General features: G+C 66.3%; 17 protein-coding genes and 1 tRNA gene. 10 read left to right on the top strand and 8 right to left on the bottom strand.

The features are described from left to right. Window positions 1–96: 96 nt before the first annotated feature. Both AC3A5N_RS13035 and AC3A5N_RS13040 read right to left on the bottom strand, forming a co-directional pair. On the bottom strand, window positions 97–399 hold the full coding sequence (locus tag AC3A5N_RS13035) for a PepSY domain-containing protein (RefSeq protein ID WP_487737753.1): 303 nt from the start codon (window positions 397–399) through the stop codon (window positions 97–99). Window positions 400–481: 82 nt separating this feature from the next. Further along, window positions 482–1,198: an SIMPL domain-containing protein gene (locus AC3A5N_RS13040; RefSeq protein ID WP_487737754.1), complete on the bottom strand. Its 717-nt coding sequence runs from the start codon at window positions 1,196–1,198 to the stop codon at window positions 482–484. A gap of 122 nt (window positions 1,199–1,320) precedes the next feature. On the opposite strand from AC3A5N_RS13040, the gene AC3A5N_RS13045 reads away from it, so the two are divergent. Continuing rightward, window positions 1,321–2,895: an amidohydrolase family protein gene (locus AC3A5N_RS13045; protein ID WP_487737755.1), complete on the top strand. Its 1,575-nt coding sequence runs from the start codon at window positions 1,321–1,323 to the stop codon at window positions 2,893–2,895. Window positions 2,896–2,945: 50 nt separating this feature from the next. Further along, window positions 2,946–4,778: an ABC-F family ATP-binding cassette domain-containing protein gene (locus AC3A5N_RS13050; RefSeq protein ID WP_487737756.1), complete on the top strand. Its 1,833-nt coding sequence runs from the start codon at window positions 2,946–2,948 to the stop codon at window positions 4,776–4,778. Between the two features lie 51 nt (window positions 4,779–4,829). Here the strand turns inward: AC3A5N_RS13050 and AC3A5N_RS13055 are convergent, their stop codons facing one another. Next, the gene (locus AC3A5N_RS13055; RefSeq protein ID WP_487737757.1) at window positions 4,830–5,306 is read right to left on the bottom strand and encodes a DUF6456 domain-containing protein; all 477 of its coding nucleotides are present in this window, start codon (window positions 5,304–5,306) and stop codon (window positions 4,830–4,832) included. Window positions 5,307–5,399: 93 nt separating this feature from the next. Here AC3A5N_RS13055 and AC3A5N_RS13060 point away from each other — a divergent pair, with 93 nt between their 5' ends. After that, window positions 5,400–5,972 carry a helix-turn-helix domain-containing protein gene (locus tag AC3A5N_RS13060; protein WP_487737758.1) on the top strand — a complete coding sequence of 191 codons (573 nt, stop codon included), beginning with the start codon at window positions 5,400–5,402 and terminating at the stop codon, window positions 5,970–5,972. Then, window positions 5,969–7,153: a glycosyltransferase gene (locus tag AC3A5N_RS13065; protein ID WP_487737759.1), complete on the top strand. Its 1,185-nt coding sequence runs from the start codon at window positions 5,969–5,971 to the stop codon at window positions 7,151–7,153. Before AC3A5N_RS13060 ends, AC3A5N_RS13065 begins: the two co-directional genes overlap by 4 nt. A 1-nt stretch (window position 7,154) precedes the next feature. On the opposite strand, the gene secF is transcribed toward AC3A5N_RS13065, so the two are convergent. Genes secF through yajC form a run of 3 tightly spaced genes read right to left on the bottom strand, consistent with a single transcriptional unit; the run spans window position 7,155 to window position 10,076 of the window. Further along, window positions 7,155–8,132, bottom strand: a complete 978-nt coding sequence (secF, locus tag AC3A5N_RS13070; protein WP_487737760.1) for a protein translocase subunit SecF — start codon at window positions 8,130–8,132, stop codon at window positions 7,155–7,157. 13 nt (window positions 8,133–8,145) lie between these two features. After that, on the bottom strand, window positions 8,146–9,741 hold the full coding sequence (gene secD, locus AC3A5N_RS13075; protein ID WP_487737761.1) for a protein translocase subunit SecD: 1,596 nt from the start codon (window positions 9,739–9,741) through the stop codon (window positions 8,146–8,148). Between the two features lie 14 nt (window positions 9,742–9,755). Then, window positions 9,756–10,076 carry a preprotein translocase subunit YajC gene (yajC, locus tag AC3A5N_RS13080; protein ID WP_487737762.1) on the bottom strand — a complete coding sequence of 107 codons (321 nt, stop codon included), beginning with the start codon at window positions 10,074–10,076 and terminating at the stop codon, window positions 9,756–9,758. Between the two features lie 211 nt (window positions 10,077–10,287). On the opposite strand from yajC, the gene AC3A5N_RS13085 reads away from it, so the two are divergent. The 6 genes from AC3A5N_RS13085 (at window position 10,288) to accC (ending at window position 14,202) form a co-directional block, all read left to right on the top strand. Continuing rightward, window positions 10,288–10,364, top strand: a tRNA-Pro gene (locus AC3A5N_RS13085). A 74-nt stretch (window positions 10,365–10,438) separates the two neighbouring features. After that, window positions 10,439–11,329 (top strand): HpcH/HpaI aldolase/citrate lyase family protein, encoded by an 891-nt coding sequence (locus AC3A5N_RS13090; protein ID WP_487737763.1) that lies wholly within the window; start codon window positions 10,439–10,441, stop codon window positions 11,327–11,329. Between the two features lie 74 nt (window positions 11,330–11,403). Next, a complete protein-coding gene (locus AC3A5N_RS13095) occupies window positions 11,404–11,817 on the top strand; it encodes a holin family protein (protein WP_487737764.1) in 414 nt (137 codons plus the stop codon). Between the two features lie 25 nt (window positions 11,818–11,842). Next, window positions 11,843–12,289, top strand: coding sequence for a type II 3-dehydroquinate dehydratase (aroQ, locus tag AC3A5N_RS13100; RefSeq protein WP_487737765.1), 447 nt, complete (start codon window positions 11,843–11,845; stop codon window positions 12,287–12,289). 77 nt (window positions 12,290–12,366) lie between these two features. Continuing rightward, a complete protein-coding gene (gene accB, locus AC3A5N_RS13105; protein ID WP_487737766.1) occupies window positions 12,367–12,849 on the top strand; it encodes an acetyl-CoA carboxylase biotin carboxyl carrier protein in 483 nt (160 codons plus the stop codon). 3 nt (window positions 12,850–12,852) lie between these two features. Continuing rightward, on the top strand, window positions 12,853–14,202 hold the full coding sequence (gene accC / locus AC3A5N_RS13110; protein ID WP_487737767.1) for an acetyl-CoA carboxylase biotin carboxylase subunit: 1,350 nt from the start codon (window positions 12,853–12,855) through the stop codon (window positions 14,200–14,202). Here the strand turns inward: accC and AC3A5N_RS13115 are convergent. Then, window positions 14,199–14,729 carry a hypothetical protein gene (locus AC3A5N_RS13115; RefSeq protein WP_487737768.1) on the bottom strand — a complete coding sequence of 177 codons (531 nt, stop codon included), beginning with the start codon at window positions 14,727–14,729 and terminating at the stop codon, window positions 14,199–14,201. The genes accC and AC3A5N_RS13115 overlap by 4 nt on opposite strands. Window positions 14,730–14,743: 14 nt before the next feature. Continuing rightward, complete coding sequence (locus AC3A5N_RS13120; RefSeq protein WP_119511419.1) at window positions 14,744–15,208, bottom strand: Lrp/AsnC family transcriptional regulator; 465 nt, start codon at window positions 15,206–15,208, stop codon at window positions 14,744–14,746. Between the last annotated feature and the right edge of the window lie 199 nt (window positions 15,209–15,407).

Consider the following 15,407-nt stretch of genomic DNA (forward strand, 5'->3'; position numbering starts at 1 on the left):
CGTTCCCCCTGGATCAGGCTGACGCTAAGTGGGCTTTCGGGGTGAACGCGTCAACAAGCGAGGGGGTTTCCCTCCCCGGCCCCATCCCACCCCGCATCAGCGGCTGCGGCGCACGACGCGGCCAGTGCGCGCGTCGACGTCGATGAAGGTCACACGGCCGTCGCGGATGAACTTGAGGCGGTAGATCATGGCCGTCGAATCGTAGGCCGGGCCGAGATATTCCGAACCCTTCATCCGCGGCAGCACGCGCCGTTCGATCTCGCGCAGGGGCAGCACATTGCCGGCGCGCATCTCGCGCCGCACCTCGCCCTGGTCGTTGCGCGACTGAGCAAGCGCCGGCGCAGCGAGGCCGGAGACGACCAGCGTGGCAGCAAGGCAGGAGGCGATGAGCTTTCGCATAGTGCCAACCTGCCTAGACTGCGCGGATTGAACAAGCTCTGAATGCACGCACTGCGCAGCGTTCAGCAAGAAAACCAGTGTTCTAGCGGGTCATCTCGTACTTGACGGTGACGGTTACGCCGGTGCCGACTTCGCCGGGCTCGATCTTGGTGCTGGCGCCAGCCTCTTGCACGTCCGCGCGCATCATCACCGGCTGCGGCCCGCCGTAGCTCTGGAAGGTTTCCGAGATCTCGAGCAGGCGCACGCCGGAGAAGCCGGCCATGCGGGCATATTCCTGGGCCATGGCCTGCCCACTCTGATAGGCCCTGGTGCGCGCCTCGCGCTTAGCGGCCTCGTCCGCCTCGAGCATGAAGTTCGGGCCGTAGATGTTGTTCGCCCCCGCCGAGACGAGCGCGTCGAGCACTTCGCCCGCCCGTTCTAGATCGCGCAGCTTCACCTGCACCTGGTTGTTCACGTCGTAACCCACGAAAGTGCGCGAGCCGCCGTTGCGGTCGAACTCGTACTGCGGGTTGAGGTTGAAGTTGGAGGTCTGGATATCGCGCGAGGCGATGCCGAGCTCGCGCAGTTTCGCGATCACCTGCTCCATCGCCTGCGCGTTCTGGCGCACTGCTTCCTGCGCGGTCGGCGCGCGGGTCGTGACCCCGGCGCCGATCTGGGCGACGTCGGGCGCGGAGTGGACGATCTCGTTCACCGTCAGCTCGACTACCGGCCCCTGGGCCTGGATCTGGACTTCGGCGGCGTGGGCGGTGGTTGCGGACAGCGCGGTCATGGCAAGCATGGGAACGGCGTAACGGATCATTGGGAAGCCTCCTTGGCGATTCTCGCCTTTTGTTGGGTCCGGCACGCTTACGCGTGGCTGAACCGGGTTGTTCCGAAGCGCCTTCGCGGCAATAGGGGTGCGCAAAGGGAGGACGGGTCAGAATGACGATCTTGCGCGCACTTACCATGATTTTCGTGCTGGCGTGGAGCGCCGCGGCCACCGCGCAGCCTGGGATGCAGCCGGTGCCCGACCGGCAGTCGGGCGAAGGCGAAGGCCCCTACACGACGCTGGTGATCCGCGGCGCGACGATGATCGACGGCACCGGCGGCCCGCCGATGGGGCCGGTCGACATCGTGGTCGAGCGCGACCGCATCGCCGGCGTTCACCTGACCGGCGCGCCGCAGGACGTTCTCGACAGTGCCGGCCGCACGATCGACGCCAGCGGCATGTACGTCATGCCCGGCTTTGTCGACGTGCACGGGCACAACGGCGACCCCGGCAAGGCGCCGCAGCCCTCCTACGGCTACAAGCTGTGGCTGGCGCACGGAGTGACGACGGTGCGCGGCGTCTCGTTCTACTTCGGCCCCGACCAGCCCGACCTCAGCGACGCCGCGCGCAGCGAGGCGAACACGATCGTCGCCCCGCGCCTGATCCCTTACGCCGCGTTCGGCGACAAGTGGGATGGCGGCACGCCCGACACGCCGGAAAAGGCGCGCGCCTGGGTCCGCTGGATCAAGCAGGCCGGCTTCCACGGGGTGAAGTTCTTCAACTCCGAAACGCCCCAAGTGCTCGGGGCTGCGCTGGACGAGGCGGACAAGCTGGGCCTCGGCACCGTCGCGCACCTCGCCCAGGTCGGCGTGGCCCAGGTCAACGCGCGCAAGGCGGTCGAGCTAGGGCTCGACGGCGTGACCCACTTCTACGGCCATTTCGAAAGCCTGCTGAAGGACGGCACCGTGCCGCAGTACCCGGCCGGCTACAACTATCTCGACGAACAGGACCGCTTCGGCGAAGTCGCCAGCCTCGCCGACCAGATCGTCGCGCCGGGCAGCGAGAAGTGGGACGAGTACGTCGACTTCCTGGTCGAAAGCGGCGTGACGCTGAGCCCGACGTTCAACATCTACGCCGCCAGCCGCGACGTGATGCGCGCCCGCACGCTCGAATGGCACGACAAGTACACCCTGCCCTCGCTGATGAACTTCTACGAGCCGAGCCTGACCAACCACGGCAGCTACTATCACGACTGGACTACGGAGGACGAAGTGGCCTGGCGCCATTTCTACCGCCCCTGGATGCGGCTGACCAACGAGTTCAAGAACGAGGGCGGCCGCGTCAGCGCGGGGTCCGACCCGGGCTATATCTACCAGACCTGGGGCTTCGCCTATATCGCCGAGCTGGAGATGCTGCGCGAGGCCGGGCTCAGCCCGCTCGAGGTGATTCAGGCCGCGACAATCAACGGCGCGCGCGAGATCTACGAGCCCGAGGGGATTGAGCCGCCGATGGGCAGCATTCGCGTCGGCAAGCTGGCCGATCTGGTGATCGTGCCAGAAAACCCGCTCGACAACCTCAAGGTCCTCTACGGCACCGGCCACAAGCGCCTGAACCGCGAGACGAACCAGATCGAGACCGTCGGCGGCGTGCGTTGGACGATCAAGGACGGCGTGGTCTACGACGCGCCGGCCCTGCTCGAAAGCGTGGCGCGGATGGTGGAGGAGCAGCGCGCGGCGCAGGGGCAGTAATCCCTTCGCTGCTTGCGGCAAGGCGCGCCCTCGCCTACCTCGCGCGCCTCATGGCACAACCACCGATCCTCTCCTGGGAAGGCCTCGGGCTGCAGCAGGGCGGCCGCTGGCTGTTCGGCGGGCCCGAGCAGGCCGACATCGACCTGCACATCGGCCCGCGCGACCGCCTGGCGCTGATCGGCCGTAACGGCGCAGGCAAGACCACACTGTTCCGCCTGATCGACGACCAGATCGAGGCCGACCGCGGCATCCGCAAGATCAAGCCGGGGACCCGGATCGTGCTGCTCGAGCAGGATCCCGATTTCACCGGCTGCGACACGCTGATGGACTTCGCCCTGCGCGGCGAGCACGCGCCTGCGGAACACGAGGTGGAGGCAATCGCGGGACAGCTCGGCATCGACATGAGCACCACGGCGAAAGGCGCGAGCGGCGGGGAGCGGCGCCGTGCCGCCATTGCCAAGGCGCTGGCGCAGGAGCCCGACCTGCTGTTGATGGACGAGCCGACCAACCACCTCGACCTCGCGGCGATCGACTGGCTCGAAGGCTGGCTCGACCGTTACAAGGGCGCCTTCCTCGTCATCAGCCACGACCGCACTTTCCTCAAGCGCCTGACCCGCGCGACGCTGTGGCTCGACCGCGGCGGGCTGCGGCGCAAGGAAGTCGGCTTCGGCGGGTACGAAGCGTGGGAAGAACAGGTCTATGCCGAGGAAGCCCGTTCGGCGGAGAAGCTCGACGCCAGGCTGAAGCTCGAGGCGCACTGGCTCGAGCGCGGCGTCACTGCGCGGCGCAAGCGCAATCAGGGGCGGCTCGAGAAACTATGGCAGATGCGTGCCCAGCGCGCGGCGATGATCGCACCCAAGGGCACGGCCAAGCTCGGCCTCGCGACCGAGGAGGAGTTCAGGTCCAAGTCGGTGATCGTGGCGGAGGGCGTCTCCAAGTCCTATGGCGAGCGCAAGATCATCCGCGACTTCACCCTGCGCATTCAGCGCGGGGACCGGATCGGCGTGGTCGGCGCCAACGGCGCGGGCAAGACCACCCTGCTCAAGCTGCTGACCGGCGAGATCGCGCCGGACGAGGGCACGGTCGAAATATCCAAGAAGCTCACCGGCGTGATGATCGACCAGCAGCGCAGCCTGCTCTCCGGCGACAAGACCGTGCGCCAGGTGCTCGCCGAGGGCGGCGACTGGATCGACGTGCGCGGGGTACGCAAGCACGTTCAGGGCTATCTCAAGGAGTTCCTGTTCGATCCGAGGGTCGTCGACACCAAAGTCGGGATCATGTCGGGCGGCGAGCGCAGCCGCCTGTTGCTGGCGCGCGAGTTCGCCCGCAAGTCGAACCTGCTCGTGCTCGACGAGCCGACCAACGACCTCGATCTCGAAACGCTCGACCTGTTGCAGGAAGTGATCGCCGACTACGACGGCACCGTGCTGATCGTCAGCCACGACCGCGACTTCCTCGACCGCACGGTGACGTTGACCCTCGGCCTGGACGGCAGCGGCTTGGTCGATATCGTCGCCGGCGGCTATGAGGATTGGGAAGCGAAGCGGAAGGAGCGCAGAGCTCCCCCCCCGCGTGCGGGAGGCGCTGGCGGTGGTTCTGCCAAGACACCGAACAAGCCCTCCCCCCAACCCTCGCCGGCAAACGGGAGGGGGAGCCAGAAGCTCTCCTACAAGGACCAGCGCGACTACGAGCTTCTGCCGGCGCGGATCGAGGAACTCGAAACGGCAATCGCCCGCGGCGAGGAGATCCTCGCCGACCCGGAGCTCTACACGCGCGACCCGCAGAAGTTCGCCAACATCAGCAAGGGCATCGAAAACGCACGCGCCGAGAAGGACGCGGCGGAGGAACGCTGGCTGGCCCTCGCGGAGATGGTCGAGGGCTGAGATCGCTTCCATTTTGCGTCAGGCAAATGAGAGGATCGCCGCACTAAGAGCTCAGGGGATGCGGTAGAAGTCGGCCACTCGCTCCAGCGCGATCTTCAGCACGACCTTGCCGCTGCGGGCCGGCCAGGAAAGTGCGCGTTCGGCACTGGGGAGGCTTTCGCAGCCGCAGACCACGCGCCACAGGATGTCGGCCAGGCCGCTGCCGGCCAGCGCGATAGCGCCGTCGAAGCGCTGTTTGGCCGCGATCTGGCTCTCGGTCGGGGAGAGGCCCGGCCCGCGGCCCTGCACTTTGATCCGGACCGGATCCCAGCGCATGGTGACGCTGGGGCCCAGCCGCGCGCGCTCGTAATCGGCGCGCAGGCACTCGCCGGCGGCGAACAGGCGGTCGGGCAGGTGTCCGCGCGCATGGAGCCAGGAGAGCGGCGATTCGGCGAGGTTCACGGTTACCGTCCGCCGGCTTCCCCCCGCAGGCGCCTTGCGGCTGGGGCCTTCAGGCGTGAGTTCACGTTCGGCGAACTTGCGGGACATGGCGATTCTCCTTGGCGGGCTTGCGAATCACCGCTTGCCAAAACGACACGCATGTAGGAAAGTGAAAACCAGATGGGTTAAGCGGGAAATGTGATGATCAACCGAATCCGGGATATTCGCAGGGAGAAGGGCCTGACCCTCGCCGATCTGGCCGCGGCCTGCGATCCGCCGACAACCGCGCAGACGATCGGGCGGCTGGAAACCGGCATGCGCAATCTCTCGACCAAGTGGATGGACCGGATCGGCAATGCGCTCGGCGTCGATCCTGAAACGCTGGTCCGTTCCGACAAGTCGCAGCACCCGCAGGTGGTCGCAACGCTCGGCCCGAGCGGCCCGGACGCTCTCCCCCGGTCGCGGGACGCGATTCCGCCCACCGAGCTAGGCGGCGACGCCCCGCTGGTGGTGCTCGCGGTCGAAGCTTCGGCCGGGCCTTACCTTGCGGGCGACCAGCTCTGGATGCGCCAGCTCAACCCGGACGAGGCGCCGCGAGCGATCAACCGCGACGTGCTCGTTCCGCGCAAGGGCGGACGCTTCGCCTTCGGGCGACTGATCGACCGGCAGGGCAATCTCGTGGGCATTCTCCCGCCCGGCGCCGGGCAGAAGCAGCAGGTGGTCGAATCGCCCCAATGGATCGCCGTTGCGGAGATGCTGGTGCGCCGGCTGTGACAACCCCTCGTCGCCTGCTTTCGATCGCGACGCTCTACCCCAATGCGCATACGCCGCAGTTCGGCACGTTCGTGGCGCGCTCGCTCGAAGCGTTGGCGGCGCGCGGCGACTGGCAGGTGACGGCGATCAACCCGATCGGCATCCCGCCGCTCGCGATCGGCCGCTATCGCGCATTGTCCAAGGCCGCGGTCGACGGTGTCGAGAACGGCGTCGAGGTGCACCGGCCGAGCTACATGCTGGTTCCGCGGGTCGGCGCGCGCATCAATCCGAGCATGATCGCTCGCGCGGTGCTCCCGCTTGCGCGCCGGCTGCACGAGGAGCGCCCATTCGATCTGGTCGATGCACAGTTCTTCTATCCGGACGGGCCCGCGGCCGCGTGGATCGCGCGCCAGCTCGGCCTGCCCTACGCGATCAAGGCGCGCGGGTCGGACATCACCTACTGGGGCGCCAAGGCTTTTGCGCGCGAGCAAATGCTCGAGGCGGCGGCCGGTGCGCGCGGGCTGCTCGCGGTCTCGGAGGCGCTGAAGGAGGACATGATCGCCCTCGGCATGCCTCCGGGCCGGATCGCGATCCACTACACCGGCCTCGACCGCGACCGCTTCCGTCCCCTCGCCCACTCGGGTCTGCGCACGAAGCTGGGCGCTTCGCTCCGCATCCCGCTGGGCGAGAAGGAGAAGGTGGTCACGGCGGTCGGCGCGCTGATCGACCGCAAGGGGCAGGACCTGGTGATCGGCGCGATCGCGAGCATTCCCGGCACGCGGCTGCTGCTGGTCGGCAAGGGGGAGGACGAGAAGCATCTGCGCAGCCTCGCGCGCGATCTCCGGGTGGAAGATCGGGTGCATTTCCTCGGCTCGGTCGATCACGACACGCTGCCGGTGGTACTCTCGGCCGCGGACGTGATGGCGCTTCCGTCGAAGAAGGAAGGGCTCGCGAATGCCTGGGTCGAGGCGCTCGCCTGCGGGACACCGATCGTGATCTCGGATGCGGGCGGCGCGCGCGAACTCGTGACGGGGCCGGAGGCCGGGTACGTCGTCCGCCGCGACATCGAATCGATCGCGGCGGCGCTACGCAGGCTGTTCGCCGATCCGCCGGCGCGCGAGCGCGTGGCGGCGACGGTCGAACGCTTCGGCTGGCCCGCGCACGCCGCGGAACTCGCGCGGCGTTACGTAGGGCTGATCTAGCTCAGACCTCGCCGCGCGCGGCCTTCTCCTGCCGGTCCGCCGCCGATTCCTGCGGCACGAAACTGTGCGAATCGACACCCAGCCAGATCAGGATCGGCGCGGCCATGTAGACCGAGCTGTAAGTGCCGACGAACAGGCCGAGGGTGATCGCGGCTACCATGCTGAACAGGCTCGCCGGACCGAACAGGAGCAGCGGCAGGAGTGCGATGAACAGCGTCAGCGAGGTCATCACCGTGCGCGCCAGGGTCTCGTTCACCGACAGGTCGAGCAGCTCGGGCAGCGGCATCTTGCGATACTTCTTCAGGTTCTCGCGGATGCGGTCGTAGATCACGATCGTGTCGTTCAGCGAATAGCCGATGATGGCGAGGATCGCGGCGATGCTCTGCAGGCTGAACTCCATCTGGAACAGTGCGAACATGCCGAGCGTCAGCGACACGTCGTGAAACAGCGCGAAGAGTCCGCCCACGCCGAACTGCCATTCGAAGCGGATCCAGATGTAGAGCGCCACGGCCAGCATGGCCGCAATCAGCGCTAGGGCTGCGTCCTGTCGGAATTCGTCGGAAACCTTGCCGGAAACATTCTCGTTCCCGTCGAGCCGGAAGTCGTCGAAGTTGGTCTGCAATTCGTCGACGATCTCGTTGGCGATCGTCTGCGCCGCCTCCGGATTGCCTTCGGCACTCTCCGGCAGCGGCACACGGATGGAGACCTGGTTGTCCTCGCCGAAGCGCTGCACAACCGGTTCGCCGTAGCCGAGATCGGCCACCCGGTCGCGCAGGTCGCCGATCGGGGCCTCCGTGCTTTCGGTAAAGGTCGCCGTGATGTTGAGGCCACCGGCGAAGTCGACGCCGTAGTTGAGCCCCTTGGTCAGTACCAGCCCCCAACTCGCGGCGATCAGCACCATGCTGATCACGTAGAACGGGATGCGCCACTTGAGGAACTTGATGTTCGTGTCGTCGGGGACGAGCTTGAGCAGTTTCATTTCCCGATCCCCTTTACAGATGAAGGTCCTGCGGCCGCGCCCTGCGCAGCCAGCCAGCGACCCAAAGTCGGGTCAGCGATACGGCGGTGAACACGCTGGTGAACAGGCCGATCACGAGCACGACGGCGAAGCCGCGCACCGGCCCGGTCCCGAACATGAACAGCAGCGCGCCGGCGATGAAGTTGGTGATGTTGGCGTCGAAGATCGCTCGGCTGGCTTCCTTGTAGCCGTTCTCCACCGCGGCGATCACGCGCCGCCCGCGTTTTCGCTCCTCGCGTATGCGCTCGTTGATCAGCACGTTGGCATCGACCGCCGCGCCGATCGTGAGCACGAAGCCGGCGATGCCGGGCAAGGTGAGCGTGGTGTTCATCGCCGCCATGATCCCGAGGATCATCAGCACGTTGAAGATCAGCGCGATCGTCGCATAGACGCCGAACCGACCATACGTGGCGATCATCAGCACGACCACGGCGACCGAGCCGACCATCATTGCGAGGATCCCGAGCCGGATCGATTCCGCACCAAGGTCGGGGCCGACGGTGCGCTCCTCGACCACTGTAAGATCCACCGGAAGCGCGCCCGACTGGAGCGAGATCGCCAGTTGCTGCGCGGTTTCGGGTGTGAAGTTCCCCGAGATCTCCGACACGCCGCCCAGAATCTGATCCTGGATCACGGGCGCCGAAATCACCTCGCCGTCGAGGATGATCGCAAACTGCTTGCCGACGTTCTCCGAGGTCAGCTTGGCGAAGCGGTTGCCGCCCTGCTGGTCGAACTGGATGACGACAACGTCCTGGTTTTCCTGATTGCGGCTCGCCTGCGCGCGGACCAGCGTGCTGCCGTCGATCCCGCCGAGGCGGTAAACCGCGAGGCTCTGCCCTGCAAAGGGGCTGTCGGGGGCGTAGGGAACGATCTGCTGCCCCGGTTCGACAACGCCCTGGACGAGATCGGAGGGGAGCGCATTCTCGTTGACGAGCTTGAACTCGAGCTTGGCCGTCCGGCCGACGAGTTCCTTGACCTGCTCCGGATCCTGCAGGCCCGGCACCTGCACCACGATGCGGTTGTCGCCCTGCCGGATGATGGTCGGCTCGCGGGTGCCGAGCGCGTTGATGCGCCGATCGATCACGTCCTGCGAGGAATCCATCGCCGCATTGAGTGCGGCGTCAAGACCGGCGTCGGTCGGCGTCAGCACGATCCGCGTCTCGTCGAGCACGGAGAGGTCCCATTCGCGCACCATGCCTTCGCCGTTCAGCAACGGCTCGAGCAGTTGCCGCGCACGGTCGACGTCGGCGACGCTCTCGACCATGAAGCTCAGCCGCCGGTCGGCGGTGGACACGTCACCGACGCGAATCTGCGGCTCTGCGCGGCGAAGCGTCGAGCGGACGGACTCCTCCATGTTGCGCAGGCGCTGAGTGACAATCTCGGCCGGATCGGCCTCGAGCAGGATGTGGCTGCCGCCCGCAAGGTCGAGACCGAGATTGACCTCGGGATCAGGCAGAGCCGCCGGCCAGCGAGCGCCCGAAAGGGAAAAGAGGGACGGAAGCGCGAGGACCGAGAGCGCCAGCGTCAGGCCCCAGAACCACCCCTTCTTCCACAGCGGGAAATCGAGCATTCGCTATCTCCCGCTCAGTCGTTGGCTGCAGCGCCGCCGGGCGGAACGATGTCGCCGATCGTGCTCTTCACCGCCTTGACGCGGACGCCCTGCGCCAGTTCGATCTCGGCATAGTGATCGTCGATCTTGACCACCTTGCCGACGAGGCCGCCAGCGGTGACGACCTGATCGCCCTTCTTGATGCCGGCGATCTTCTCGCGGTGCTGCTTCTGCTGGCGCATCTGCGGACGGATGATCAGGAACCAGAAGATCGCGATCATGCCGACGATCGGGAGCCAGCTGATCCACGCAGGCGGCGCATCTGCGCTGGCTGCCGCGGCAAGGAAATCGAGCATGAAAATGAGCCTATCGAGGTTGAGACCAGGAGTGTCGCGGGAACACGCGTGGCCCGATCGTTTCCCGGACCCCTCGCCTCCCCGGCGATCAGGTGGGCGCGCCTAGCAGCATTGCAAGTGGAGGGCAACGAATCGCGCGGGCGCCACGCCCCGAAGATCGATGCTTGCCAGCTCCGCACCCCCGCCTTATAGGGCCGCCCTCCACTGGATACGGGACGTAGCGCAGCCTGGTAGCGCATCACACTGGGGGTGTGGGGGTCGCTGGTTCGAATCCAGTCGTCCCGACCAGTGGCCCAACTTCATCGCCGATATTGCACCTCCGCCGCTTCGCACCTAGGCGCGGCGCGCAGGAGGATTTGCCGATGAACGCATCAAGCACCCGCCCCCGTATGCGGTCATGGCTGTTCGCCCCCGGCGACAGCGAGAAGAAGATGGCCAAGGCCGCCGACGGGCCGGCAGACATCGTGCTGCTCGACCTTGAGGATTCGGTCGCACCCGAGCGCAAGCCCCTGGCGCGCGAGATGGTCCGCGACTTCCTGGCCGGACGCGCCGACCGCGAGCGGCTGTGGGTGCGGATCAACCCGCGCGCGAGCAGCGAAGCGCTGCACGACCTGGAAGCGGTCATGCCGTCCGCGCCGGGCGGATTGCTCCTGCCGAAGGCCGAAGGCCCCGAGGATCTGGAGGCGCTGGACACATTTCTCATCCGGCTGGAAAAAGCGCACGGGATCCCGCGCGGGGCTACCCGGGTCGCCGCACTGGTGACGGAGACGCCGAAGGCGATGTTCCGCACCGGCGACTACCAGGGCGCGCCGCGGCTCGTCGCGATGAGCTGGGGGGCGGAAGACCTGTCCTCCGCGCTCGGCGCGCGCGTCCAGTTCCGGCCCGACGGCGGCTACATGCCGACTTACGAGCTCGCTCGGAGCTTGTGCCTGCTCGGCGCCGCGGCGGCGGGCGTGGCGGCGATCGAGACGATCCAGGCGGACTTCCGCGATCTCGACGGCCTACGCGAACGTGCCAGAATGGTGCGTAGCCAAGGTTATCGCGGGATGCTCGCGATCCACCCGGCGCAAGTCGAGGTGATCAACGAGGCCTTCACGCCGGGCGAGGACGAGATTGCGCACGCCCGCGCGGTGATTGCGGCCTTCACAGCGAACCCCGGCGCAGGCACCGTGGGTCTCGACGGCACGATGCTCGACCGGCCGCACCTCGCGCTGGCGCAGGCGCTGCTCGCCGATGCGGGAGTGGACGTCTAGCTCGACAAACAGCTTTCCTACATGAACCGATATGGTTACATGAGCGGGCGAATCGCAAGCAGCGGAGCGCAGCCATGCCCATTATCGAATCGCTAATCGGCCCAATCGCCTCGATCATCGACAAGATCATTCCCGACAAGGAAGCCCGAGCGAAGGCCAAGCTCGAGCTGCTCGCACTGGAGGGCACGCACGAGCTGAAGCAGATCGAGACGCGCCTCGCCGCGATCGTCGCCGAGGCCAATTCACGCGATCCATGGACCAGCCGCGCGCGGCCGAGCTTCCTTTATGTGATGTACGCGCTCATGCTTTTCGCGCTGCCGATGGGGGTGATCTCCGCCTTCGACCCGCAAGCCGCGCAGAACGTCAGCGCCGGCATGACCGCCTACCTGCGCGCCCTGCCGACCGAGCTCTATACCCTCTTCGGCACCGGCTACCTCGGCTACACGGCCGCCCGCCAGTGGGGGAAGGCAAAGGGCGTCGACAGCTGAGGCTCCCTCGCGCTAAGCGGGCGGAATGAGCGTGCCGATCACCAATACCGTCTATGTCCTCAACGGGCCGAACCTCAACCTGCTCGGCATGCGCGAGCCGGAGATCTACGGCGCCGACACGCTCGACGACATCGCCGCCATGCTCGACGACCGCGCCCGCGACCTGGGTCTCGAGATCGAGATGCGCCAGTCCAACCACGAGGGGCATCTGGTCGACTGGCTGCACGAGGCGCAGGCCGAAGGGGCCAGGGCGGTGCTGCTCAACGCAGCGGCCTATACCCACACCTCGATCGCGCTGCTCGATGCGATCAAGGCAATCCGCACGCCGGTGATCGAGGTGCACCTCTCCGATCCTTCGACCCGCGAGCCGTTTCGCCACCACTCCTACGTAGGGCTCGCGGCGGTGAAGACCGTCCAGGGCCTCGGCGCACGGTCCTATCTGGTGGCGCTGGAGGCCGTCGCGGAATTGTAACTTCGGCGCGGCCCACCCCTTGCCAGTCCGCCCGGAGCCGCGCATAGGCGTCCGCCTGTAGCGAACAAGGGTTGTTTATGGCCGAAAACAAAGGCAGCGCCGGGCGCAAGTCCGGCATGGACGTCGATACCGGGCTGGTCCGCGAACTGGCCGAACTGCTCGCGGAAACGGGGCTGACCGAGATCGAGGTGGAAGACGGCGACCGCAAGGTTCGCGTTGCGCGCGGCGGCGTGGCCGCAGCGCCGATGACCTACTCCGCGCCCGCCCCGGCCGCAGCGCCTGCTCCTGCCGCCGCGGGCGAGCCCGCCCTCGCGCAGGACGATCATGCCGGCGCGCTCAAGTCGCCGATGGTCGGCACCGCCTACCTCGCGGCCGAACCCGGCGCCGATCCCTTCGTGAAGGTCGGCGACAGCGTGAAGCAGGGCGATACCCTGCTGATCGTGGAGGCGATGAAGGTCATGAACCCGATCGCCGCCGACAAGTCCGGCACGATCAAGGCGATCCTGGTCGAGAACGCGCAACCGGTCGAATTCGGCCAGCCCCTGATCGTCATCGCCTGAACCATGGGTATTTCACGCATCCTGATCGCCAACCGCGGCGAGATCGCGCTGCGTATCCACCGCGCGGCGCACGAGATGGGGATCGAGACGGTCGCGGTTCACTCGACCGCGGATGCCGATGCCATGCACGTGCGGCTTGCCGACCATGCGGTGTGCATCGGCCCGCCGCCGGCGGCGGAGAGCTATCTCAACGTCGCCAATATCATCTCGGCGGCCGAGATTGCCCAGGCGGACGCGATCCATCCGGGGTACGGCTTCCTTTCGGAGAACGCCAAGTTCGCCGAGATCGTCGAGGCGCACGACATTGCCTGGATCGGCCCGAAGCCCGAACATATCCGCACCATGGGCGACAAGGTCGAAGCCAAGCGCACCGCCGGTGCACTGGGCCTCCCGCTCGTGCCCGGTTCGGACGGTGCGGTCTCCGACTATGACGAGGCGCGGCGGATCGCGGCCGAGATCGGCTATCCGGTCATCATCAAGGCGGCGAGCGGCGGCGGCGGGCGCGGAATGAAGGTCTGCACCGCCGAGGACCAGCTCGAAACGCTGATGAAGCAGGCCGGGAACGAGGCCAAGTCCGCCTTCGGCGACGCGACCGTCTATATCGAGAAGTATCTCGGCAATCCGCGCCACATCGAATTCCAGGTGTTCGGCGACGGGCGCGGCAACGCGATCCATCTGGGCGAGCGCGACTGCTCGCTCCAGCGCCGCCATCAGAAAGTGCTCGAGGAAGCGCCGTCCCCCGTGCTGACGACCGAGGAACGCGACCGCATGGGCATGATCTGCGCCGACGCCATGGCCAAAATGGCCTATCGCGGCGCGGGCACGGTCGAGTTCCTGTGGGAAGACGGCGAGTTTTACTTCATCGAAATGAACACTCGCCTGCAGGTCGAGCATCCGGTGACCGAGATGATCACCGGCATCGATCTGGTGCGCGAGCAGATCCGCGTCGCCGACGGCAAGGACCTGTCGTGCCGCCAGGAAGACATCGAGTTCAAGGGCCACGCGATCGAGTGCCGCATCAATGCGGAAGACCCGTTCACCTTCGCCCCTTCGCCGGGCAAGGTGAACTACTATCACGCTGCGGGCGGCATGCACGTGCGCGTCGATAGTGGCCTCTATGCCGGCTACTCTATCCCGCCTTACTACGACAGCATGATCGCCAAGCTGATCGTCTACGGTCGCACCCGCGAACGCTGCATCATGCGCCTCCGCCGCGCGCTGGAGGAAATGGTCGTCGAAGGCGTGAAGACCTCGATCCCGCTCCACCAGGAACTGATCAAGCAGCCGGACGTGCTGAACGGCGACTACTCGATCAAATGGCTCGAGGAATGGCTAAAAGAGCGGGGGAGCTAGCGAAAGCTTCGTTGCCCCGGAAAACCCGATCTGTGCAAGGCATTGAACCAGCGCTTCAGGTTGGTGATATCTGCCTCTTCACAATTGGGTATTTTCACCCGTTTCTCTGACTTCAATTCGATCAGGAGATCGGATCGGAGCGCAGTCGACCGATGGTGGAGATTTGCCACATCCGACCACGCGACATCCACCTTTCGAACTGTGGGATGAAATCGCAGTCCGGCCTCATCAAACGTCAGTGCGACGCTATCGACCCATCGCCGCGCAAATTTCTGAAATTCGTAAATCAGCACGATGACGAGTGCCACGAACGGCAGGCTCACGCCGTGCCAGCGCATCTCGGCGAGCGCCCGAAAAGCCGCCGCTCTATGTCCGCGAACTTCGGAGAGATCGAAACCGGCATCGAAAGCGAGGACGGCAAACAGGCCGCTGGCTCCAAGAAGCATTAACACAACGATGAACAGGCAACCCGAACGGAAACGCACGATTCCGCAGGATTCCCCGTCAGTCGGCGAACTCTCGGCCAAGGTTATCTCCGCCGTTACTCCAACGGCACCCCAGGCTCATGTTTGGCCGTCCGGATCGTCAGCGACGTCTTCACGCTCGCCACGTTCGGGGCCGGCGTCAGCTTGCTGGTCAGAAATTCCTGGAAGCTCTGCAGGTCGCGGCTGACGATCTTCAGGATGAAATCGATCTCGCCGTTGAGCATATGGCATTCGCGCACTTCGGGCAGGCCGCGCATGTGCTCCTCGAACTCGCGGAGCGCGTTCTCGGCCTGGCTCTTGAGGCTGACCATCGCGAACACGGTGATCGCGAAGCCCAGCTTCGATGCGTCGAGCTCGGCGTGGTAGCCCTTGATGACGCCTTCTTCTTCGAGCGCGCGGACGCGGCGCAGGCAAGGCGGCGCGGTCAAGCCGACGCGGTGCGCGAGTTCGACGTTGGTCACGCGCCCCTCGTTCTGCAGCTCGGCCAGCAAACGCCGGTCAATGTCGTCCAGATTCGCCATTGTGGGTGCCCCCAACGGACTCCGCGCACGAAGGCACGGCACGTAATGAACTAAACTGGCCCCATCGTCACCAGTTGGCTAATTTTATTATCCTTGCCAGCAATTGTCCCGCTTTGCAACGCGCTCTGCGTGCCGCTCCCGCTGCTGGGGGAAAGTGTTAAACGGCGCGTTCCCGGAACGCCTTCGGGCGCCTATATGT

It is taken from the genome of Pelagerythrobacter sp. Soil_C_18, from assembly GCF_057657235.1.